The sequence below is a fragment of the Rhizobium sp. 01N48 genome (genome assembly GCF_056399145.1).
Genome location: NZ_JBFTQT010000006.1, coordinates 111,918 through 127,853, shown reverse-complemented (window position 1 = coordinate 127,853; position 15,936 = coordinate 111,918). Strand labels below are relative to the sequence as shown.

18 protein-coding genes are annotated in these 15,936 nt (G+C 62.7%); 11 read left to right on the top strand and 7 right to left on the bottom strand.

The annotated features are described in order from the left end of the window. Genes AC1DOG_RS13810 through deoA form a run of 4 tightly spaced genes read left to right on the top strand, consistent with a single transcriptional unit; the run spans position 1 to position 3,275 of the window. Complete coding sequence (locus tag AC1DOG_RS13810) at positions 1–387, top strand: cytidine deaminase (RefSeq protein WP_112945163.1); 387 nt, start codon at positions 1–3, stop codon at positions 385–387. Continuing rightward, positions 387–1,193, top strand: a complete 807-nt coding sequence (locus AC1DOG_RS13805; RefSeq protein ID WP_477928731.1) for a purine-nucleoside phosphorylase — start codon at positions 387–389, stop codon at positions 1,191–1,193. The genes AC1DOG_RS13810 and AC1DOG_RS13805 overlap by 1 nt, the downstream gene beginning before the upstream one ends. Next, positions 1,190–1,966 carry a deoxyribose-phosphate aldolase gene (gene deoC, locus AC1DOG_RS13800; protein ID WP_477928729.1) on the top strand — a complete coding sequence of 259 codons (777 nt, stop codon included), beginning with the start codon at positions 1,190–1,192 and terminating at the stop codon, positions 1,964–1,966. The genes AC1DOG_RS13805 and deoC overlap by 4 nt, the downstream gene beginning before the upstream one ends. Position 1,967: 1 nt before the next feature. Continuing rightward, positions 1,968–3,275 (top strand): thymidine phosphorylase, encoded by a 1,308-nt coding sequence (gene deoA / locus AC1DOG_RS13795; protein WP_477928727.1) that lies wholly within the window; start codon positions 1,968–1,970, stop codon positions 3,273–3,275. Here deoA and AC1DOG_RS13790 read toward each other — a convergent pair whose 3' ends face one another. The 7 genes from AC1DOG_RS13790 to AC1DOG_RS13760 all read right to left on the bottom strand — a co-directional run bounded on the left by AC1DOG_RS13790 (position 3,276) and on the right by AC1DOG_RS13760 (position 8,749). Continuing rightward, positions 3,276–3,809, bottom strand: a complete 534-nt coding sequence (locus AC1DOG_RS13790) for a TIGR02281 family clan AA aspartic protease (RefSeq protein WP_477928725.1) — start codon at positions 3,807–3,809, stop codon at positions 3,276–3,278. Between the two features lie 161 nt (positions 3,810–3,970). Continuing rightward, positions 3,971–4,600, bottom strand: a complete 630-nt coding sequence (upp, locus tag AC1DOG_RS13785; RefSeq protein WP_477928723.1) for a uracil phosphoribosyltransferase — start codon at positions 4,598–4,600, stop codon at positions 3,971–3,973. Between the two features lie 119 nt (positions 4,601–4,719). Further along, positions 4,720–5,688 (bottom strand): adenosine deaminase, encoded by a 969-nt coding sequence (locus tag AC1DOG_RS13780; RefSeq protein WP_477928721.1) that lies wholly within the window; start codon positions 5,686–5,688, stop codon positions 4,720–4,722. Continuing rightward, on the bottom strand, positions 5,685–6,905 hold the full coding sequence (locus tag AC1DOG_RS13775; protein WP_477928719.1) for a phosphopentomutase: 1,221 nt from the start codon (positions 6,903–6,905) through the stop codon (positions 5,685–5,687). Before AC1DOG_RS13775 ends, AC1DOG_RS13780 begins: the two co-directional genes overlap by 4 nt. Before the next feature lie 106 nt (positions 6,906–7,011). After that, positions 7,012–7,590: a TadE/TadG family type IV pilus assembly protein gene (locus AC1DOG_RS13770; RefSeq protein WP_477928717.1), complete on the bottom strand. Its 579-nt coding sequence runs from the start codon at positions 7,588–7,590 to the stop codon at positions 7,012–7,014. Beyond that, positions 7,590–8,207, bottom strand: coding sequence for a TadE/TadG family type IV pilus assembly protein (locus AC1DOG_RS13765; RefSeq protein ID WP_289728395.1), 618 nt, complete (start codon positions 8,205–8,207; stop codon positions 7,590–7,592). The genes AC1DOG_RS13770 and AC1DOG_RS13765 overlap by 1 nt, the downstream gene beginning before the upstream one ends. A 104-nt stretch (positions 8,208–8,311) precedes the next feature. After that, on the bottom strand, positions 8,312–8,749 hold the full coding sequence (locus AC1DOG_RS13760) for a pilus assembly protein N-terminal domain-containing protein (RefSeq protein WP_289728394.1): 438 nt from the start codon (positions 8,747–8,749) through the stop codon (positions 8,312–8,314). A 401-nt stretch (positions 8,750–9,150) separates the two neighbouring features. Here AC1DOG_RS13760 and AC1DOG_RS13755 point away from each other — a divergent pair, with 401 nt between their 5' ends. The 7 genes from AC1DOG_RS13755 (at position 9,151) to AC1DOG_RS13725 (ending at position 15,932) form a co-directional block, all read left to right on the top strand. Continuing rightward, positions 9,151–9,330 (top strand): Flp family type IVb pilin, encoded by a 180-nt coding sequence (locus AC1DOG_RS13755; protein WP_088690971.1) that lies wholly within the window; start codon positions 9,151–9,153, stop codon positions 9,328–9,330. A 107-nt stretch (positions 9,331–9,437) separates the two neighbouring features. Next, positions 9,438–9,950 (top strand): A24 family peptidase, encoded by a 513-nt coding sequence (locus AC1DOG_RS13750; RefSeq protein WP_477928714.1) that lies wholly within the window; start codon positions 9,438–9,440, stop codon positions 9,948–9,950. A gap of 110 nt (positions 9,951–10,060) precedes the next feature. After that, on the top strand, positions 10,061–10,873 hold the full coding sequence (gene cpaB, locus AC1DOG_RS13745; RefSeq protein ID WP_112945152.1) for a Flp pilus assembly protein CpaB: 813 nt from the start codon (positions 10,061–10,063) through the stop codon (positions 10,871–10,873). Between the two features lie 11 nt (positions 10,874–10,884). Further along, positions 10,885–12,390, top strand: coding sequence for a type II and III secretion system protein family protein (locus tag AC1DOG_RS13740; RefSeq protein ID WP_477928712.1), 1,506 nt, complete (start codon positions 10,885–10,887; stop codon positions 12,388–12,390). A 41-nt stretch (positions 12,391–12,431) separates the two neighbouring features. Next, positions 12,432–13,142 (top strand): CpaD family pilus assembly protein, encoded by a 711-nt coding sequence (locus tag AC1DOG_RS13735; RefSeq protein WP_477928972.1) that lies wholly within the window; start codon positions 12,432–12,434, stop codon positions 13,140–13,142. 17 nt (positions 13,143–13,159) lie between these two features. Further along, a complete protein-coding gene (locus AC1DOG_RS13730) occupies positions 13,160–14,437 on the top strand; it encodes a CpaE/TadZ family protein (protein ID WP_477928710.1) in 1,278 nt (425 codons plus the stop codon). 22 nt (positions 14,438–14,459) lie between these two features. Beyond that, positions 14,460–15,932 (top strand): TadA family conjugal transfer-associated ATPase, encoded by a 1,473-nt coding sequence (locus AC1DOG_RS13725; protein ID WP_113197219.1) that lies wholly within the window; start codon positions 14,460–14,462, stop codon positions 15,930–15,932. The last annotated feature ends 4 nt before the right edge of the window (positions 15,933–15,936 follow it).

Sequence of the window (15,936 nt, the reverse complement as noted above, 5' to 3'; positions counted from 1 at the left end):
ATGTCCCACGACCTCTTCGAAGCCGCCCGCGGCGCCATGGCATTCGCCCACGCGCCCTACTCCAAGTTCCCCGTAGGTGCTGCGATCCGCGCCGAGGACGGCAAGGTCTATACCGGCGCCAATATCGAGAACCTCTCCTTTCCCCAGGGCTGGTGCGCGGAGCCGACGGCGATCAGCGCCATGATCATGGGCGGGGCGAAGAAGATCGTTGAGATGGCCGTGATCGCCGAAAAACTGCCGCTCTGCCCGCCCTGCGGCGGCTGCAGACAGAAGATCTCGGAATTCGCCTCCAAGGAAACGCGGATCTATCTCTGCGACGAAACCGGCGTGCAGAAGACCATGACCATGGACGAGCTGCTGCCCTTCAGCTTCGAGACCGAACTCTGATGCAGGCGGCGCTCGACCTCCTGAAGGCGCGGCTCGGCGGGCCTTCGCCGCGCTACGGCGTGATCCTCGGCTCCGGGCTCGGCTCGCTGGTGGCGGAGCTCAAGGATGCGGTACGGATAGCCTATCAGGATGTCCCGGGCTTTCCCGTCAGCGCGGTTTCCGGCCATGCCGGCGAGGTGGTGGCCGGCACGCTTGGCGGTGTGCCCGTCATCATGCTGTCGGGGCGCGTGCATTTCTACGAGAAGGGCGACGCCAACGCCATGCGGCGGCCGATCGAGGTGTTGAAGGCGCTCGGCGTCGAGGCGCTGATCCTGACGAATTCGGCGGGATCGCTGCGCGAGGATCTGGCGCCGGGATCGGTGATGCAGATCACCGACCACATCAACTATTCCGGCATCAATCCGCTGATCGGCGAGGAAAGCGACCGCCGCTTCGTGGGCATGACCAATGCCTATGATACCAAGCTTGCCGACGCGATGCGGCGGGCGGCGGAGAAGACCGGGACAGCGCTTTCTGAGGGCGTCTACATGTGGTTCTCGGGCCCGAGCTTCGAGACGCCGGCGGAGATCCGCATGGCCCGTATTCTCGGCGCGGATGCCGTGGGCATGTCGACCGTGCCTGAAGTCATCATTGCCCGAATGCTCGACATGAGGGTTGCGGCTGCTTCCGTTATCACCAACTATGGGGCCGGAATGACCGGTTCGGAACTGAGCCACGACGAAACCAAGGAGATGGCGCCCATCGGCGGTGCCCGTCTTGCCGCCATCCTGAAAGAGATGATCGCGGCTGGAGGAAATGACGCATGAGCAATCACTCGCTGAAGGAAACGGCGGCCGTGGCGCTGTCGTTGCTTGATCTCACCAACCTCAAGGACGACTGCACGGAAGCGCAGATCGAGGCCCTGTGCGCACGCGCGCAGACGCCCTACGGCAATAGCGCCGCGATCTGCATCTGGCCGCGCTTCGTGTCGCATGCGCGCTCGATCCTCGGCAGCGGGCATCCGATCAAGATCGCCACCGTCGTCAACTTCCCCTCCGGCGATATGGAGGTCGCTGACGTGGCGGCTGAAACGCGCGAGGCAATCGCCGACGGCGCCGACGAGATCGATCTCGTCATTCCCTATCGCAAGTTCATCGCCGGTAGCGGCCGGGCCGTCACCGACATGGTGGCCGCCGTGCGCGCCGAATGCGGTGACGCGGTGCTGCTGAAAGTCATCCTCGAGACCGGCGAGATCAAGGATGCGGCAATGATCCGCCGTGCCTCGGAACTGGCGATCGAGGCGGGCGCCGACTTCATCAAGACCTCGACCGGCAAGGTTTCCGTCAACGCGACGCTAGAGGCCGCCGACATCATGCTGCGGGCCATTCGCCAGAGCGGTCGCAAGGTCGGCTTCAAGCCGGCGGGCGGCATTGCCTCGGTGGCCGATGCGGCACTCTATCTGAGCCTCGCCGAGACGATCATGGCGCCCGACTGGCCGATGCCATCGACCTTCCGCTTCGGCGCTTCGGGCGTGCTCGATGATATCCTCGCGGTTCTCTCAGGCACGCAATCGGCACCGGCGACCGCCGCGAGCTATTGAGATGATCCCGCAGGAGATCATTCGCCGCAAGCGCGACGGCGCGGTGCTGTCCGATGACGATATCCAGGCGTTCATCGCATCGCTTGCGGCGGGCAAGCTCTCCGAGGGGCAGATCGGCGCCTTTGCCATGGCCGTATGGTTCAAGGGAATGCGTCGCGAGGAGACCGTTTCGCTGACCATGGCGATGGCGCGCTCCGGCGACATGCTCGACTGGAGCGATCTCGACCGGCCGATCGCCGACAAGCATTCGACCGGCGGCGTTGGCGACAATGTCTCGCTGATGCTGGCGCCGATCGCCGCGGCCTGTGGGCTGGCAGTGCCGATGATCTCGGGGCGCGGGCTCGGCCATACCGGTGGGACGCTCGACAAGCTGGAATCCATACCAGGCTATACGGTTACGCCCGACGCCGCGCTGTTTCGCAAGGTGGTGCGCGAGGCGGGCTGCGCCATCATCGGCCAGACGGCGGCGCTGGCACCGGCAGACGGCAAGCTCTACGCGGTGCGCGACGTGACGGCGACCGTCGATTCCATTCCGCTGATCACCGCCTCTATCCTGTCCAAGAAGCTGGCCGCCGGGCTGCAGACGCTGGTGCTCGACGTGAAGGTCGGCAACGGCGCCTTCATGGCCTCGTCCGAGGAGGCCGAGCAGCTGGCGCGGTCGCTGGTCGAGGTTGCGAATGGCGCCGGGCTGAAGACATCGGCCGTCATCACCGACATGAACCAGCCGCTGGCGGATGCGGTGGGCAACGCGCTGGAGATCCGCAACGCGATCGCGTTCCTCGCGGGCGCGAAGAGCGGCACGAGGCTGGAGACCGTGGTTCTCGCCTTCGCGGCCGAGATGCTCGTCCAGTCAGGTGTCGCATCCTCGCGGGAGGATGGCGAGGCGCGGGCGGCCGAAGCGCTGTCATCTGGTAAGGCGGCGGAGATATTCGCGCGCATGGCGCATATGCTGGGCGGGCCGTCGGACCTTCTGGAGAAGCCCGACAGCTATCTGCCGGCTGCCCCAGCCATTCGCCCTGTCGTGTCCACGCAAAGCGGCTGGCTTGCGGCCTGCAACAGCAGGGATATCGGGATGAGCCTGATCGATCTCGGCGGCGGGCGGCGACACCCCGATGACAGGATCGACCATCGGGTGGGGTTCAGCGATATCCTGCCGCTCGGCACGCGCGTCGAGCGCGGCGAACCGATCGCCTTTGTGCACGCGGCGAACGATGACGCGGCGGAAATAGCGGCTGCGGCGTTTCAGGCGAACTACACGATCAGCGACAGCGCGCCCGCGCTGCCACCGGTCATTTCATCGCGCTTCTGACTACTGCTTCATGCTGAGCGAGCCGTCGGCCACCGCATAGGAGGCGAGCTTCTTCAGGAAGCTCATGCCGACGAGCGTCGAGGACAGGGCTTCGTCCTTCAAGACGAAAGCCTCGACATCGCGCACGCGGATGCCGCCGATCTCGACGCGGTCGAGCATGACATGCGCGGCCTTGGTCTGGCCGTTGGCGGTATTGACCGAATAGCGGAAATCGAGCTGGTTGGCGGTATAGCCGAGGCGGCGGGCCATTGTCTCGTTCAGCGCGACATAGGTGGCGCCGGTGTCGATCAGGCCGGAGACCGACTTGCCGTTGATGCGGAAATCGCCGGTGTAGTGGCCCTGTTGATCGGCCTGCAGGCGCATGCTGGTGCCATTGCCTGAGATTGCGGTCGTGGGGGTGGGATCGATCGCGCCGGAGACGAAATTGGCGGAGATCGGGCCTTCCGGGCGCGTAGGCGTGCTTCCGATGAAGGAAGGAACCTGTGTGGCAAGCACCGCGGCGATGCTTGCGAATATGACTGTACGCAAGAGCATGGAAACAGAAATCCTTCCTGTATAAACCGTGCATCATGCGCGGCCGTATCTTTAGCAGCTAAGCCACAATTGCTGAAAAGTTGCTAACGGCGGAAGGAGATAAGGCCTGGAAACATAGTCCAGGCCCCATGTAACATTTCAAATGGTAAACGGCTCGTTAATTACTTCGTGCCGTACATGCGGTCGCCGGCATCGCCGAGACCGGGCATGATATAGCCCTTCTCGTTGAGATGGCTGTCGATCGACGCCGTGTAGATCTTCACGTCGGGATGAGCTTCCTGGAAGTTCTTGATGCCCTCGGGAGCGGCAAGCAGGCAGAGGAAGCGGATGTTGGTCGCGCCGCGTTCCTTCAGCTTGTGAATGGCGGCGATCGAGGAGTTGCCGGTCGCGAGCATTGGATCGACCACGATCATCAGGCGTTCGTCGAGCGCTTCGGGCGCCTTGAAGTAGTATTCAACCGGCTGCAGCGTGTCGTGATCGCGATACATGCCGATATGCGAGACGCGCGCGGAGGGCACCAGCTCCAGCATGCCTTCGAGCAGGCCGTTGCCGGCGCGCAGGATCGACACGAAGACCAGCTTCTTGCCTTCGAGGATCGGCGACTGCATCTCCTGCATCGGCGTTTCGATGGTTGCCATCGTCAGCTCGAGATCGCGCGTCACCTCGTAACACAGGAGCGTGGAGATTTCGCGCAACAGGCGGCGGAAGCTGCCCGTCGACGTCTCCTTGCGCCGCATGATGGTGAGTTTGTGCTGCACGAGCGGATGATCGATGACCGTTACGCCGTTCATGGCCGAGCCCTTTCTTTGGCTGTTCTTATAGCATGTTTCTTCCACGGATTTTGCCTCCGCCGCAAGAGCGGACGGCAAATTGCCCCTATGATCCCCAATCTGGCCCGGATCGGGACGGATCAGAGCCTGGCCAGAAGCTCTCTACGCGTGGCCTCGTCGACGAAGGCGGCCTCGATGCCGGTGCGGGTGATCGCGTCGATCTCGGCGTCGCTGAAGCCGAAGACCGAGGAAGCGAGCTCGTATTCCCGCTCGAGCGAGGTGTGGAAGAAGGGCGGATCGTCGGAGCTGATGGTGACGCGCACGCCTTCATCCTTCAGCGCTCGCAGCGGGTGCGACTGGAAATCCGGGAAGACCTTGAGCGCGATGTTCGAGCCCGGGCAGACCTCCAGCACGGTGCCCAGATCGGCCAGCCGCTTGACGAGATCCGCGTCTTCGATGGCGCGCACGCCATGGCCGATGCGGGCCGGGCGAACCGCATCCAGCGCATCGGTGACGCTGAAGGCGCCGCAGACTTCGCCGGCGTGGATGGTGAGGCCGAGGCCGGCGTCGCGGGCGATATCGAAGGCGCGCGCATAATCCGCCACGCGGCCCATGCGCTCCTCGCCCGCGAGGTTGAAGCCCGTGATGAGCTGGTTACGGGCACTTACGGCGTATTCGGCGGCGCCGATGACGCTCTCGGGGCCGAAGTGGCGCTCGCCGGTGACGATCAGCCTCGCTTCAATACCCGATGCCGCCTTGGCGCGGCGGATGCCCTCGCACACGCCTGCGATATAGGCGTCGGCGCCGAGGCCGATGCGCTTGCCGTGATCGGGCGAGACGATGAGCTCGCTGTAGATCGTGCCGATCGCGGCAAGTTCGGCCAGATAGGTTTCGGTGAGCAGTGCGTAGTCCTCGTCGGTCTTGTAGACCTCGGAGATCTTGTCGTAGCACTCGAGGAAGCTTGCGAAATCATGCCAGACATACGCGCTGTCCTTCAGATAGGCGCTGATGTCGATGTTGTACTTGCGGGCCTGCGCCAAAGTGAGCGCCGGGGGCGCGGCACCCTCCAGATGACAGTGCAGCTCGACCTTCTTCAGATGTGACGTCACAGAAAACTCCTCCCGTGCGGGCCGGCGGGGATGCGCAGATGTTGGGCGATGGTCTCGCCGATATCGGCGTAGCTCGAACGGATGCCGAGATTGCGCGGGCGATGGCCGGGGCCGTAGGCGATGATGGGAACCCGCTCGCGGGTATGGTCGGTGCCGCGCCAGGTCGGGTCGCAGCCGTGATCAGCGGTGATGATGACGAGATCGCCGGGCTTCAGCTTGCCGCCGACTTCCGACAGGCGCGCGTCGAAGGCCTCAAGCGCCGCGGCATAGCCCGGCACGTCGCGGCGGTGGCCGTAGAGCATGTCGAAATCGACGAAATTGGTGAAAACGAGATCGCCATCCTCGGCCACATCCATGGCGTCCAGCGTCGCATCCATCAGCGCCGCGTTTCCGTTGGCCTTGACGACCCGCGAGACGCCCTGGTGGGCGAAGATATCGCCGACCTTGCCGACGGCATGGACGGTGCGGCCTTCCTTCACCAACCTGTCGAGCAGCGTCGGCTCGGGCGGCGGCACGGAGAAATCTCGGCGATTGCCGGTGCGCTCGAAGCTCGCCTTGGTTTCGCCTACGAAGGGGCGGGCGATGACGCGGCCGATGTTTTCACGGTCGAGAAGGGCGCGGGCGATGGCGCAGAAGGTCATCAGCCGCTCGAGGCCGAAATGCTTCTCGTGGGCGGCGACCTGGAAGACTGAGTCCGTCGAGGTGTAGCAGATCGGCTTGCCGGTGCGGATGTGTTCCTCGCCATAGCGGGCGATGATGTCGGTGCCGGACGCGTGGCAATTGCCGAGGATACCAGGCACCTCGGCGGCGCGGCACAAGGCTTCCACGAATTCGGGTGCGAAGGCGTCGCCCTCGGTCGGGAAATAGCCCCAGTCGAAATTGACGGGCGTGCCAGCGATCTCCCAATGGCCTGATGGCGTGTCCTTGCCGCGCGAGACTTCGTTGGCCGAGCCGAAGCTGGCATAGACCTTCTCGGCCATCGGCATGCCCACGGGAATCTTGCCGGATGCGGCCTTGGCGAGGTGCAGGAGGCCGAGCGCAGAGAGGTTCGGCAGCTTCAGCGGTCCCGACCGCAAACCCTCGCGGTCGCCCAAGCCGGCGGCACAGAATTCGGCAATATGGCCGAGCGTATCCGCCCCCTCGTCGCCATAGGCGGCCGCATCAGGCGCGCCACCAACGCCGAAGGAATCCATCACGAATAGAAAGGCACGCGGCATGTATCACCCGACACTGAAAAGCTGGCGCGCCGGATTGCCGGCCGCCGGGTCACAAGCCTTATAACGGAGACGGGAGGATGGCAAATGCGGGAGCGGCGCGTGCCGCTCAGCAGTCGCTGCAAAGCACGTTGTCGCCCTGGCGCTGCCGGTAGTAATAGGTGCGGCTGATGGTGATAGTGCTGTTGTTCGGCATGAGGTTGGGCGCGAAGAGGAACAGCTTGTAGGGTATGGAGAGTTCCGAGCGGACGAGGAAGCTGTTGGCCTTCTTGAGATCGGTCGGCACGGTCACGGCGGCATTGACCGCGTAGGGGCGGCTATTGTCCTGCGCCCAGGACCACTTGACGGTCGGGTTGGCGGCGGCGTCGATCTGGATGCCCGTTATCTTCAGGCTCAGCGTGGTTCCGGCATTGTACGGCACGAAGATTGCGGCTGCGGCATTGGGCATGTCCGCGAGCCAGGATTTCGTGACCGTCTGCTGCTGGGTGACGACATCCGCCACGGTCGCGGCTGCGCGCGAGGCGCGCTTGCTGACGCTGAGGCCGATGGTGATCTCGAAGGCGCCGACATAGAGCATGACGAGGATCGGAAAGAGGATGGCGAACTCGATCGCACCCATACCGTCGCGGTCACCGGCAAGGCGGCGGGAGAGGGCCTGTAGCTTGGCGATTGCGCTGCGGATCCTCATCACGGGTACTGCTCGTTCTGGAACGCGGCGGTCGCGACAATCAGGAAGTAGGCCGAGGAGCCGTCGGATGGCCGGACGTTAGAGATGTAGGGGCGGATGAGGTCGCCGATGACCTGCCACTTGTAATAGGCCCGGACCATGTTGATGGTGCCAGCGCCGCCTGGCGCGTATTGCAGCGCCGAGGTGTCGAGATCAGAAAAGTTGGCGGTCGATTTCTTCGGGATGGTCGTCGGGATGGCCGCGAAGGTCGCAAACTTCTGGACATCGACGAACAGCTTGCTTGGAGTCGCCGCCTCCGTCGCCGAGCAGGTGATCAGGATCGAGATTTCCTTGCAGAAGGCAGTGCGGAAGGCGGTGCGGTCGGTATTGGTTGCGGTGATCTGGCCCGTGCGGATCTTGCGGCCCAGCGTATCGACTGCGTTGGAGACGAGCTCCTCGCCGGCAAAGGCGATGAATGTCTCGATGATCGCGAAGACAACCATGAAATAAGGAATGGCAAGAAGGGCGAATTCGATCGCGGCGGCTCCATCACGCGAGCGCCTGAAAGCGGCAATGGACCACCGTCGCCTGCATTGGCGCCGATCCGTCCGTTCCGCTGTTTGATCCAATTCCGTCATGGCCTGTATCCGACACAGCTTCGATCATGCATTTTAAGGTGCCGAACGTTGATTTTCCGTTTCAAGCCGGTTCAGAAATTTAACAACAAGTAAAAGGGGCTCGATTATGGGCCTGTCGCGCCAGCGGCTGCACCCGCGGCGGCCGTCGTGTCGCTGTGCTGCTCGCAGTTCGGCGTGCAGGATAAAACCGTGCGCTCCGTCTGGCGGAAGACGCGCACCGTGTTTGCTTCGTCGATGGATACGAGAATGCTCTGATCGAGGATGGCATTGCCGTCGGCATCGAGCAGGACGAGATTGGTGCTGCCGAAGCTGCGGCCTGTCAGCACGATGGTCTTGGCGTCGGCAACCGTCGCATCCGCCACCTTGGCATTGCCGACGATGACCTTGCTGACGGGACGATCGAGCTTCAATACGCGCGCCTGGTCCATATAGACCCTGAGCATCTGCTGCTGTTGGGCGAAGGCCGGGGCGCAGACAGTTGTGCAAGCCGCGGCGGCCGCAAGAACACTGGCAAGGACTAGCCTTATGCCGCTCGATGACATCTGGATTCTCTCACGATCACGACGCTAACTTACCGGGAGCATAGAAAAAAATGGTGCACGAAACCTTAATATCGCAACCGGCCCGTTCATAATGAGACGTTAACGCGCCAGGAGCAGTAGCGTAATGAGACAGGCGGCTCTCACGATGGCGGATGAGGTAACGGCATCGCACCCTGCCGCATCAGAAATCCCTTATTCAGCAGTAGCTTCCACATGATATTTAAATTTCTATAGATCTACTGAGGCAGTTACTTACCATAGCCGCCGACTGCTTCTTCTTTACACATTGGTAACCCATTTTTTTAAGCCGATCGAAAGAGCGGTACGTTAGGTTGTGCTCATCCGATCAACGGCGAACAGTTGGCGGACGTGCTGAACATCAACTGGAGTTAGGAGTTATCATGACCAAGCTTGTAAGCCGTTTTCTGAAGGACGAATCCGGCGCGACCGCAATTGAATACGGCCTGATCGCAGCGCTCATTTCCGTAGCGCTCATCACCGGCGCGACCGCGCTGGGCAGCAAACTGAACATCATGTTCAACAACCTGTCGAACACGATCTCGTCCAAGACCCCGACCTGATATCGCAGTCGGCGACACGATATACGCCAGACCTTAACGGGTCTGGCGCTAAACATAGGCTCACGCGAAAACGCGGTGAGCCTTTTGTCTTAAGGATCGATAGCAGAATGATCGCAGCTTCCGTCTTTGTGATATTCCCGCTGTGCCTCGCAATCGCGGCATTTTCCGATCTGTTCACGATGACGATCCCGAACAGGGTCTCCGTCATCCTCATCGCGTCTTTCTTCGTCATCGCGCTTTTGACAGGCATGCCCCTTGCCCAGGTCGGCAATCATGCCGCCGGCGCGCTTGCCGTGTTTGTCGTCTGCTTCATCCTTTTCGCCACCAACACTATGGGTGGCGGCGACGCCAAGCTTCTGACGGCTACAGCACTCTGGTTCGGCCTTAACCCTGCTATCGTCGAGTTTCTTGGCTATGTCGGTATTTTTGGCGGCCTCCTGACGTTGGTCATTATGATGATCCGCACGCAGGCAGACACCATCCTGGCGATCGGCCTTCCGGTTCCGAACTCGATCCTTATGGCCAAGAAGATCCCTTACGGTATCGCCATCGCGATCGGCGGTTTTCTGGCATTTCCGTCTTCGCCGCTGTTCATGACCGCGCTGCAGGGCCTGAAATAAAGGCGCTTAAGCGCTCGTTAACCTAAGATCGAAGTCTTTCGTTAACTATAATTACACCAATTGGAGCCAATTCTCCGGAACGAATATTTCGATTCCTTGGGGAACGCCTGATGAAACCCGCCCGCATATTGATCCTTGGAGTGGCTGTCGTCGCCGCCGGTCTGGCCGGCGTTCTGGCGATGAGCCTTGCCGGCCGCGGATCGGTCGTGACCCAGGTGCAGCAGGTGGTCGAGAAGGAACCGACCGTCAACGTGCTGGTATCGGGCGCCAATCTGCCCGTCGGCGCGCGGCTCGATGACAAGTCTGCGCACTGGATGGCGTGGCCGACAGGCGGGGTCGTTCAGGGCTTCATCACCGAAACCGACAAGCCCGACGCAATCAAGGACCTGCAGGGCGCCGTCGTGCGAATGCCGATCTTCGAGGGCGAGCCGATCCGGGCCGAAAAAATCGCCGATTCCAACAGTCGCATCATGTCGTCCCTGCTGCCTTCGGGCAAACGCGCGGTCGCCACCGAAATCTCGGTCGCAACCGGCGCCGGCGGCTTCATCCTGCCGAACGATCGCGTCGACCTCATCATGGTGCGCAAGGAAAAGAGCGGCGACAAGTATCTGACCGAGACCGTGCTCAACAACGTGCGCGTGCTGGCGATCGACCAGCAGGTTCAGGAAAAGGACGATGGTTCGAAGGCTGTGGTCGGCACGACCGCGACGCTGGAGCTGACGCCTGACCAGACCAAGGTTCTGGCGGTTGCCCAGCAGATGGCCGACCGCCTGTCGCTGGCGCTGCGCTCGGTTGCCGATGCCCGCGAGCCGGACACCAAGGCCGCCGACTACCTGCTCAGCGGCGACAACGGCAGCTCCATCGTTCAGGTCATCAAGTCAGGCGCCATCGTCACAGACAGTGCGCCTTCGAAAGCCGAGTAGAGGAAACGGATATGGGCAACTCAACACGGCACATGAAACATCTGATGGCAGGCTGCCTGTCGCTGACGGTCGGCTTTACCGGCATTGCGCCTGGCTTCCTCGATCCGATCGTCGGCGTCAGCGCGGCTGAGGCCGCCGCCGACGGCATGGTGAACATCACTCAGACGGGCCCGGGCGCTCATCGCGCCCTCAAGCTCGGCCTGAAAAAGGCTATCGTCATCGACCTTCCCGTCGATGCGCACGACATCCTCGTTTCCGATCCCAGCATGGCCGACGCGGTGACGCGCTCCTCGCGGCGCATCTACCTGTTCGGCAAGACGGTCGGGCAGACCAACATCTTCATCTTCGGCGCTGATGGTCAGCAGATCGTCAGCCTCGACATCGCCATCGAACGCGACGTCAGCGGATTGCAGAACAACCTGCGCCGCTTCATTCCCGATTCCAACATCAACGTCGAGATCGTCTCCGACAACATCGTGCTGACGGGCACGGTTCGCACGCCGCAGGACGCAGCCCAGGCGGCCGATCTGGCCGGCGTCTTCCTCAAGGGCGGCGAGGCGACGACGCGCACGGAAACGGCCAGCAGCCAGGGTGGCGGCGACGGCTCGGTGGCGCTTTTCGCGGAAAACCGCCAGCAGTCGCAGGTGATCAACCTGCTGCAGATCGAAGGTGAGGACCAGGTCACGCTGAAGGTGACCATCGCCGAAGTTCGCCGCGAGATCCTGAAGCAGATCGGTTTCGACAATCTGGTTTCCAATTCCGGTGGCCTTAGCGTCGCTCAGCTTGGAGCGCCCAATTCCAGCGCCGCAACCGCGACGCTCGGTGGTGGCCTGGCTGCATTGTTCAAGAGCTCGATCGGCAAATACGACATCTCGACCTATCTGAGCGCGCTGGAACAGGCAAAGGTCGTGAAGACGCTCGCCGAGCCGACGCTGACGGCCATTTCCGGCCAGGCGGCAACGTTCAACTCCGGCGGCCAGGTTCTCTATTCGACGACCGACAACGACGGCAACGTCACCGTCACCCCCTACAATTACGGTATCAGTCTTGCCTTCAAGCCTGTTGTGCTTTCTTCGGGCCGCATCAGCCTGGAGATCAAGACCAACGTGTCGGAACCGGCACCTTCAGTCAGCGGTTCGGCGCCGACCTACCAGCGCCGTTCGGCCGAGACATCCGTCGAACTTCCGTCCGGCGGCTCGATCGCGCTGGCGGGCCTCATCCGCGACAACGTCGCACAGACATCGAACGGAACGCCAGGCGCCAACAAGATCCCGTTGCTGGGCACGCTGTTTCGCCAGCGCACGGTTCAGCGCGAAGAGACCGAGCTCGTCATCATCGCGACGCCCTATCTCGTGCGTCCCGTCGCCCGCAATCAGCTGAACCGTCCCGACGACAATTTCAGCCCGGAGAACGACGGCGCGGCATTCTTCATGAACCGCGTCAACAAGGTCTACGGCGGCAAGGCGCCGGTCGCAGACGCCCAGTTCCACGGTTCAATCGGGTTCATCTACAAATGAGCGAAGCGGGATCAGCAATGGCACAATACAGAGAAACGCCGATGGCCAAGATCAAGACCAGCGCCCGCCACCGCGGCTTTTCGACACCGCTCATCGCGGCCGCCGCGATCGCCACCGCCCTGCTTTCGGGCTGCGCCTCGCGCGACGACCTGACGACGGGCGGTATCCCTGACGATTACCGCCAGCGTCATCCGATCGTGGTGACGGAAGCCGAGCAATCGGTCGATATTCCGGTTGCCTCGACCGACCGTCGGCTCAACACCGCACAGCGCGACATGATCCGCGGCTTTGCGCAGAACTACGGCTCGCGCGCCACCGGCCCGGTCTACCTCTTGACCCCAGAGGGATCGCCGAACTCTAACGCCGCACGCCAGCTGCGCGGCCAGGTGCGCGCCGAACTCTCCGCACGCGGCATCGCGAGCTCGAAGATCGTCAACAGCTCCTATGTGACGCTCGACGCCAAGGACGCGGCGCCGATCCGCCTCACCTTCGTCGGCACCACGGCGATGACCTCGCAGTGCGGCCAGTGGCCGAAGGACATGATCAACGACTTCAGCAACCAGAATTACTACAATTTCGGCTGCGCGACGCAAAACAACCTCGCGGCACAGATCGCCAATCCAGAAGATCTCGTCGCGCCACGTGGCATGACGCCGATCGACGCAACGCGCCGCAACGCCGCCATCAAGGAATATCGCGAACGCACATCCACGATCGAAGAAGTCGGCGGCAGCTCCGCCGGCGGCTTCTGATCAGACCAGGATTGACGATGAGCACGGTTGAATACGACATCACGAACGCCGCCGACCTCCAGCAGGCCGAAGATGCCATGCGCATGGGCGAGCTGGAAAACATGCGCCCGCTGCCGCGCATCTCGGTGCACGCCTTCTGCGAGAGCGAGGAACTGCAGCGGGTGATGGAGCGCTGCGGTAACGATCGCCGCCTGTCGAAAGTGAGCCTGCGCATCACCAGCGGCGGCATCGCGGCCGCGGCCAACATGTTTGCAAGCGCGCCGACGCCGAACCTGATCATTCTCGAGACGCGCGCCAGCAGCGCCAACCTCCTCAACGAGCTGGCACCGCTTGCGGCCGTCTGCGACCCGTCGACCAAGGTCATCATCGTCGGCTATCACAACGACATCGCGCTCTACCGCGACCTCATCCGCAACGGCATTTCCGAATATATCGTGCAGCCGGTGGCAATGCCCGACATCATGACAGCGATGGCGACGATCTTCGTCGATCCCGATGCCGAGCCGCTGGGGCGCAGCATTGCCTTCATCGGCGCCAAGGGTGGCGTCGGCGCCTCGACCATCGCGCATAATTGCGCCTTCGGTATTTCGCGGCTGTTTTCGACCGAAACCATTCTCGCCGATCTCGACCTGCCCTACGGAACCGCGAACATCGATTTCGATCAGGATCCGACGCAAGGGATCGCCGAAGCGGTCTATGCGCCGGAGCGCCTGGACGAGATGTTCCTCGACCGCCTGCTGACGAAGTGCTCCGAGCATCTTTCGCTGCTGGCGGCGCCGTCAATCCTCGATCGCGCCTATGATTTCGACGGACACGCCTTCCAGCCTGTTATGGACGTGCTGCAGCGCAGCGCGCCGGTGACCGTTCTCGACGTGCCGCATGCATGGTCCGAGTGGACGCGCTCGGTGCTGTCAGCCGCCGACGAAGTCGTCATCTGCGCGTCTCCCGATCTCGCCAATCTGCGCAACACGAAGAACCTGATCGACGCGCTGCGCAAGATGCGGCCGAACGACAAGGCGCCGCACCTCGTTCTCAACCAGGTGGGCATGCCGAAGCGTCCCGAGATCAGCCCGTCGGATTTCTGCGAGCCGCTGGAATGCGAACCGGTCGCCATCATCCCGTTCGACAGCAACCTGTTCGGAACGGCCGCCAATAGCGGCCGGATGATCTCGGAGATGGACCCGAAATCGCCCACGGCCGAGACCTTCTCGCAGCTGTCGCACATCGTTACCGGGCGCATCGCCGTCAAGAAGGCGAAGAAGAGCAGTCTTCTCAGCCTGCTGAAGCGCAAGTAGCCCACCAGGAGTGGAATAAGGCATGTTCGGAAAACGCGGAAACGAAGGATCTGGCAAGGCGGGCGGCACGATCGCGCCACCGCCGCCTGTTGCTGCGCCTTCCCCGTCGACGGCGCCGGCCGTCTTCGTCGAGCCGCAGCGCGAGCAGACGCGCCAGCAGGTGGCGCCGCCGCCGATGCAGACGCCGCAGCGCAAGCGCCCTGCCCGCACCGACGAATATTACGATACCAAGGCGCAGGTCTTCTCGGCGCTGATCGACACGATCGACCTGTCGCAGCTCGCCAAGCTCGATGGCGAGAGCGCGCGCGAGGAAATTCGTGATATCGTCAACGATATCATCACGATCAAGAACTTCGCGATGTCGATCTCCGAGCAGGAAGAGCTGCTCGACGACATCTGCAACGACGTTCTCGGCTACGGCCCGCTGGAACCGCTTCTGGCGCGCGACGACATCGCCGACATCATGGTCAACGGCTCCGGCAAGACCTTCATCGAAGTCGGCGGCAAGACGCTGGAATCGGAAGTGCGCTTCCGCGACAACGCGCAGCTGCTCTCGATCTGCCAGCGCATCGTCAGCCAGGTCGGCCGACGCGTCGACGAATCGAGCCCGATCTGCGACGCCCGCCTGCCCGACGGCTCGCGCGTCAACGTCATCGCGCCGCCGCTTGCCATCGACGGTCCGGCGCTCACCATTCGTAAGTTCAAGAAGGACAAGCTGACGCTCGACCAGCTGGTGCGCTTCGGGGCGATCACGCCCGAGGGCGCGACGCTGCTGCAGATCATCGGCCGTGTCCGCTGCAACATCGTCATCTCCGGCGGCACCGGCTCGGGCAAGACGACGTTGCTCAACTGCCTCACCAACTACATCGACCGCGATGAGCGCGTCATCACCTGCGAGGACACGGCCGAACTGCAGCTGCAGCAGCCGCACGTGGTGCGTCTGGAAACCCGCCCGCCGAACATCGAAGGCGAAGGCGAGATCACCATGCGCGATCTCGTCAAGAACTGCCTGCGTATGCGCCCCGAACGCATCATCGTTGGCGAAGTGCGCGGACCCGAGGTCTTCGACCTTCTGCAGGCGATGAACACCGGCCACGACGGCTCGATGGGCACGATCCACTCCAACTCGCCGCGCGAATGCCTGAGCCGTATCGAATCGATGATCGCCATGGGCGGCTTCAGCCTGCCGGCGAAGACGGTGCGAGAAATCATTTCCGGCTCGATCGACATCGTCGTGCAGGCCGCGCGCCTTCGCGACGGCTCGCGCCGCATCACGCACATCACCGAAGTGATGGGCATGGAAGGCGACGTGATCATCACCCAGGATCTGATGCGCTACGAGATCGAGGGCGAAGACGCGGCCGGGAAGATCATCGGCCGACATAAATCGACCGGTATCGGCAAGCCGAATTTCTGGGACCGCGCCCGCTACTACAACGAAGAAAAGCGGCTCGCCGCGGCGCTCGACGAGATGGAAGAGAAGTCGAAGGATTAAGATT

What these genes read in the sequence shown, in the direction of transcription:
- cpaB (WP_112945152.1), top strand. Translation starts at nt 10,061, where the DNA reads ATGAAACCCGCCCGCATATTGATCCTTGGAGTGGCTGTCGTCGCCGCC.
- AC1DOG_RS13740 (WP_477928712.1), top strand. Translation starts at nt 10,885, where the DNA reads ATGGGCAACTCAACACGGCACATGAAACATCTGATGGCAGGCTGCCTG.
- AC1DOG_RS13755 (WP_088690971.1), top strand. Translation starts at nt 9,151, where the DNA reads ATGACCAAGCTTGTAAGCCGTTTTCTGAAGGACGAATCCGGCGCGACC.
- AC1DOG_RS13725 (WP_113197219.1), top strand. Translation starts at nt 14,460, where the DNA reads ATGTTCGGAAAACGCGGAAACGAAGGATCTGGCAAGGCGGGCGGCACG.
- AC1DOG_RS13750 (WP_477928714.1), top strand. Translation starts at nt 9,438, where the DNA reads ATGATCGCAGCTTCCGTCTTTGTGATATTCCCGCTGTGCCTCGCAATC.
- deoA (WP_477928727.1), top strand. Translation starts at nt 1,968, where the DNA reads ATGATCCCGCAGGAGATCATTCGCCGCAAGCGCGACGGCGCGGTGCTG.
- AC1DOG_RS13735 (WP_477928972.1), top strand. Translation starts at nt 12,432, where the DNA reads ATGGCCAAGATCAAGACCAGCGCCCGCCACCGCGGCTTTTCGACACCG.
- AC1DOG_RS13765 (WP_289728395.1), bottom strand. Translation starts at nt 8,207, where the DNA reads ATGACGGAATTGGATCAAACAGCGGAACGGACGGATCGGCGCCAATGC.
- AC1DOG_RS13805 (WP_477928731.1), top strand. Translation starts at nt 387, where the DNA reads ATGCAGGCGGCGCTCGACCTCCTGAAGGCGCGGCTCGGCGGGCCTTCG.
- deoC (WP_477928729.1), top strand. Translation starts at nt 1,190, where the DNA reads ATGAGCAATCACTCGCTGAAGGAAACGGCGGCCGTGGCGCTGTCGTTG.
- AC1DOG_RS13770 (WP_477928717.1), bottom strand. Translation starts at nt 7,590, where the DNA reads ATGAGGATCCGCAGCGCAATCGCCAAGCTACAGGCCCTCTCCCGCCGC.
- upp (WP_477928723.1), bottom strand. Translation starts at nt 4,600, where the DNA reads ATGAACGGCGTAACGGTCATCGATCATCCGCTCGTGCAGCACAAACTC.
- AC1DOG_RS13730 (WP_477928710.1), top strand. Translation starts at nt 13,160, where the DNA reads ATGAGCACGGTTGAATACGACATCACGAACGCCGCCGACCTCCAGCAG.
- AC1DOG_RS13775 (WP_477928719.1), bottom strand. Translation starts at nt 6,905, where the DNA reads ATGCCGCGTGCCTTTCTATTCGTGATGGATTCCTTCGGCGTTGGTGGC.
- AC1DOG_RS13760 (WP_289728394.1), bottom strand. Translation starts at nt 8,749, where the DNA reads ATGTCATCGAGCGGCATAAGGCTAGTCCTTGCCAGTGTTCTTGCGGCC.
- AC1DOG_RS13790 (WP_477928725.1), bottom strand. Translation starts at nt 3,809, where the DNA reads ATGCTCTTGCGTACAGTCATATTCGCAAGCATCGCCGCGGTGCTTGCC.
- AC1DOG_RS13810 (WP_112945163.1), top strand. Translation starts at nt 1, where the DNA reads ATGTCCCACGACCTCTTCGAAGCCGCCCGCGGCGCCATGGCATTCGCC.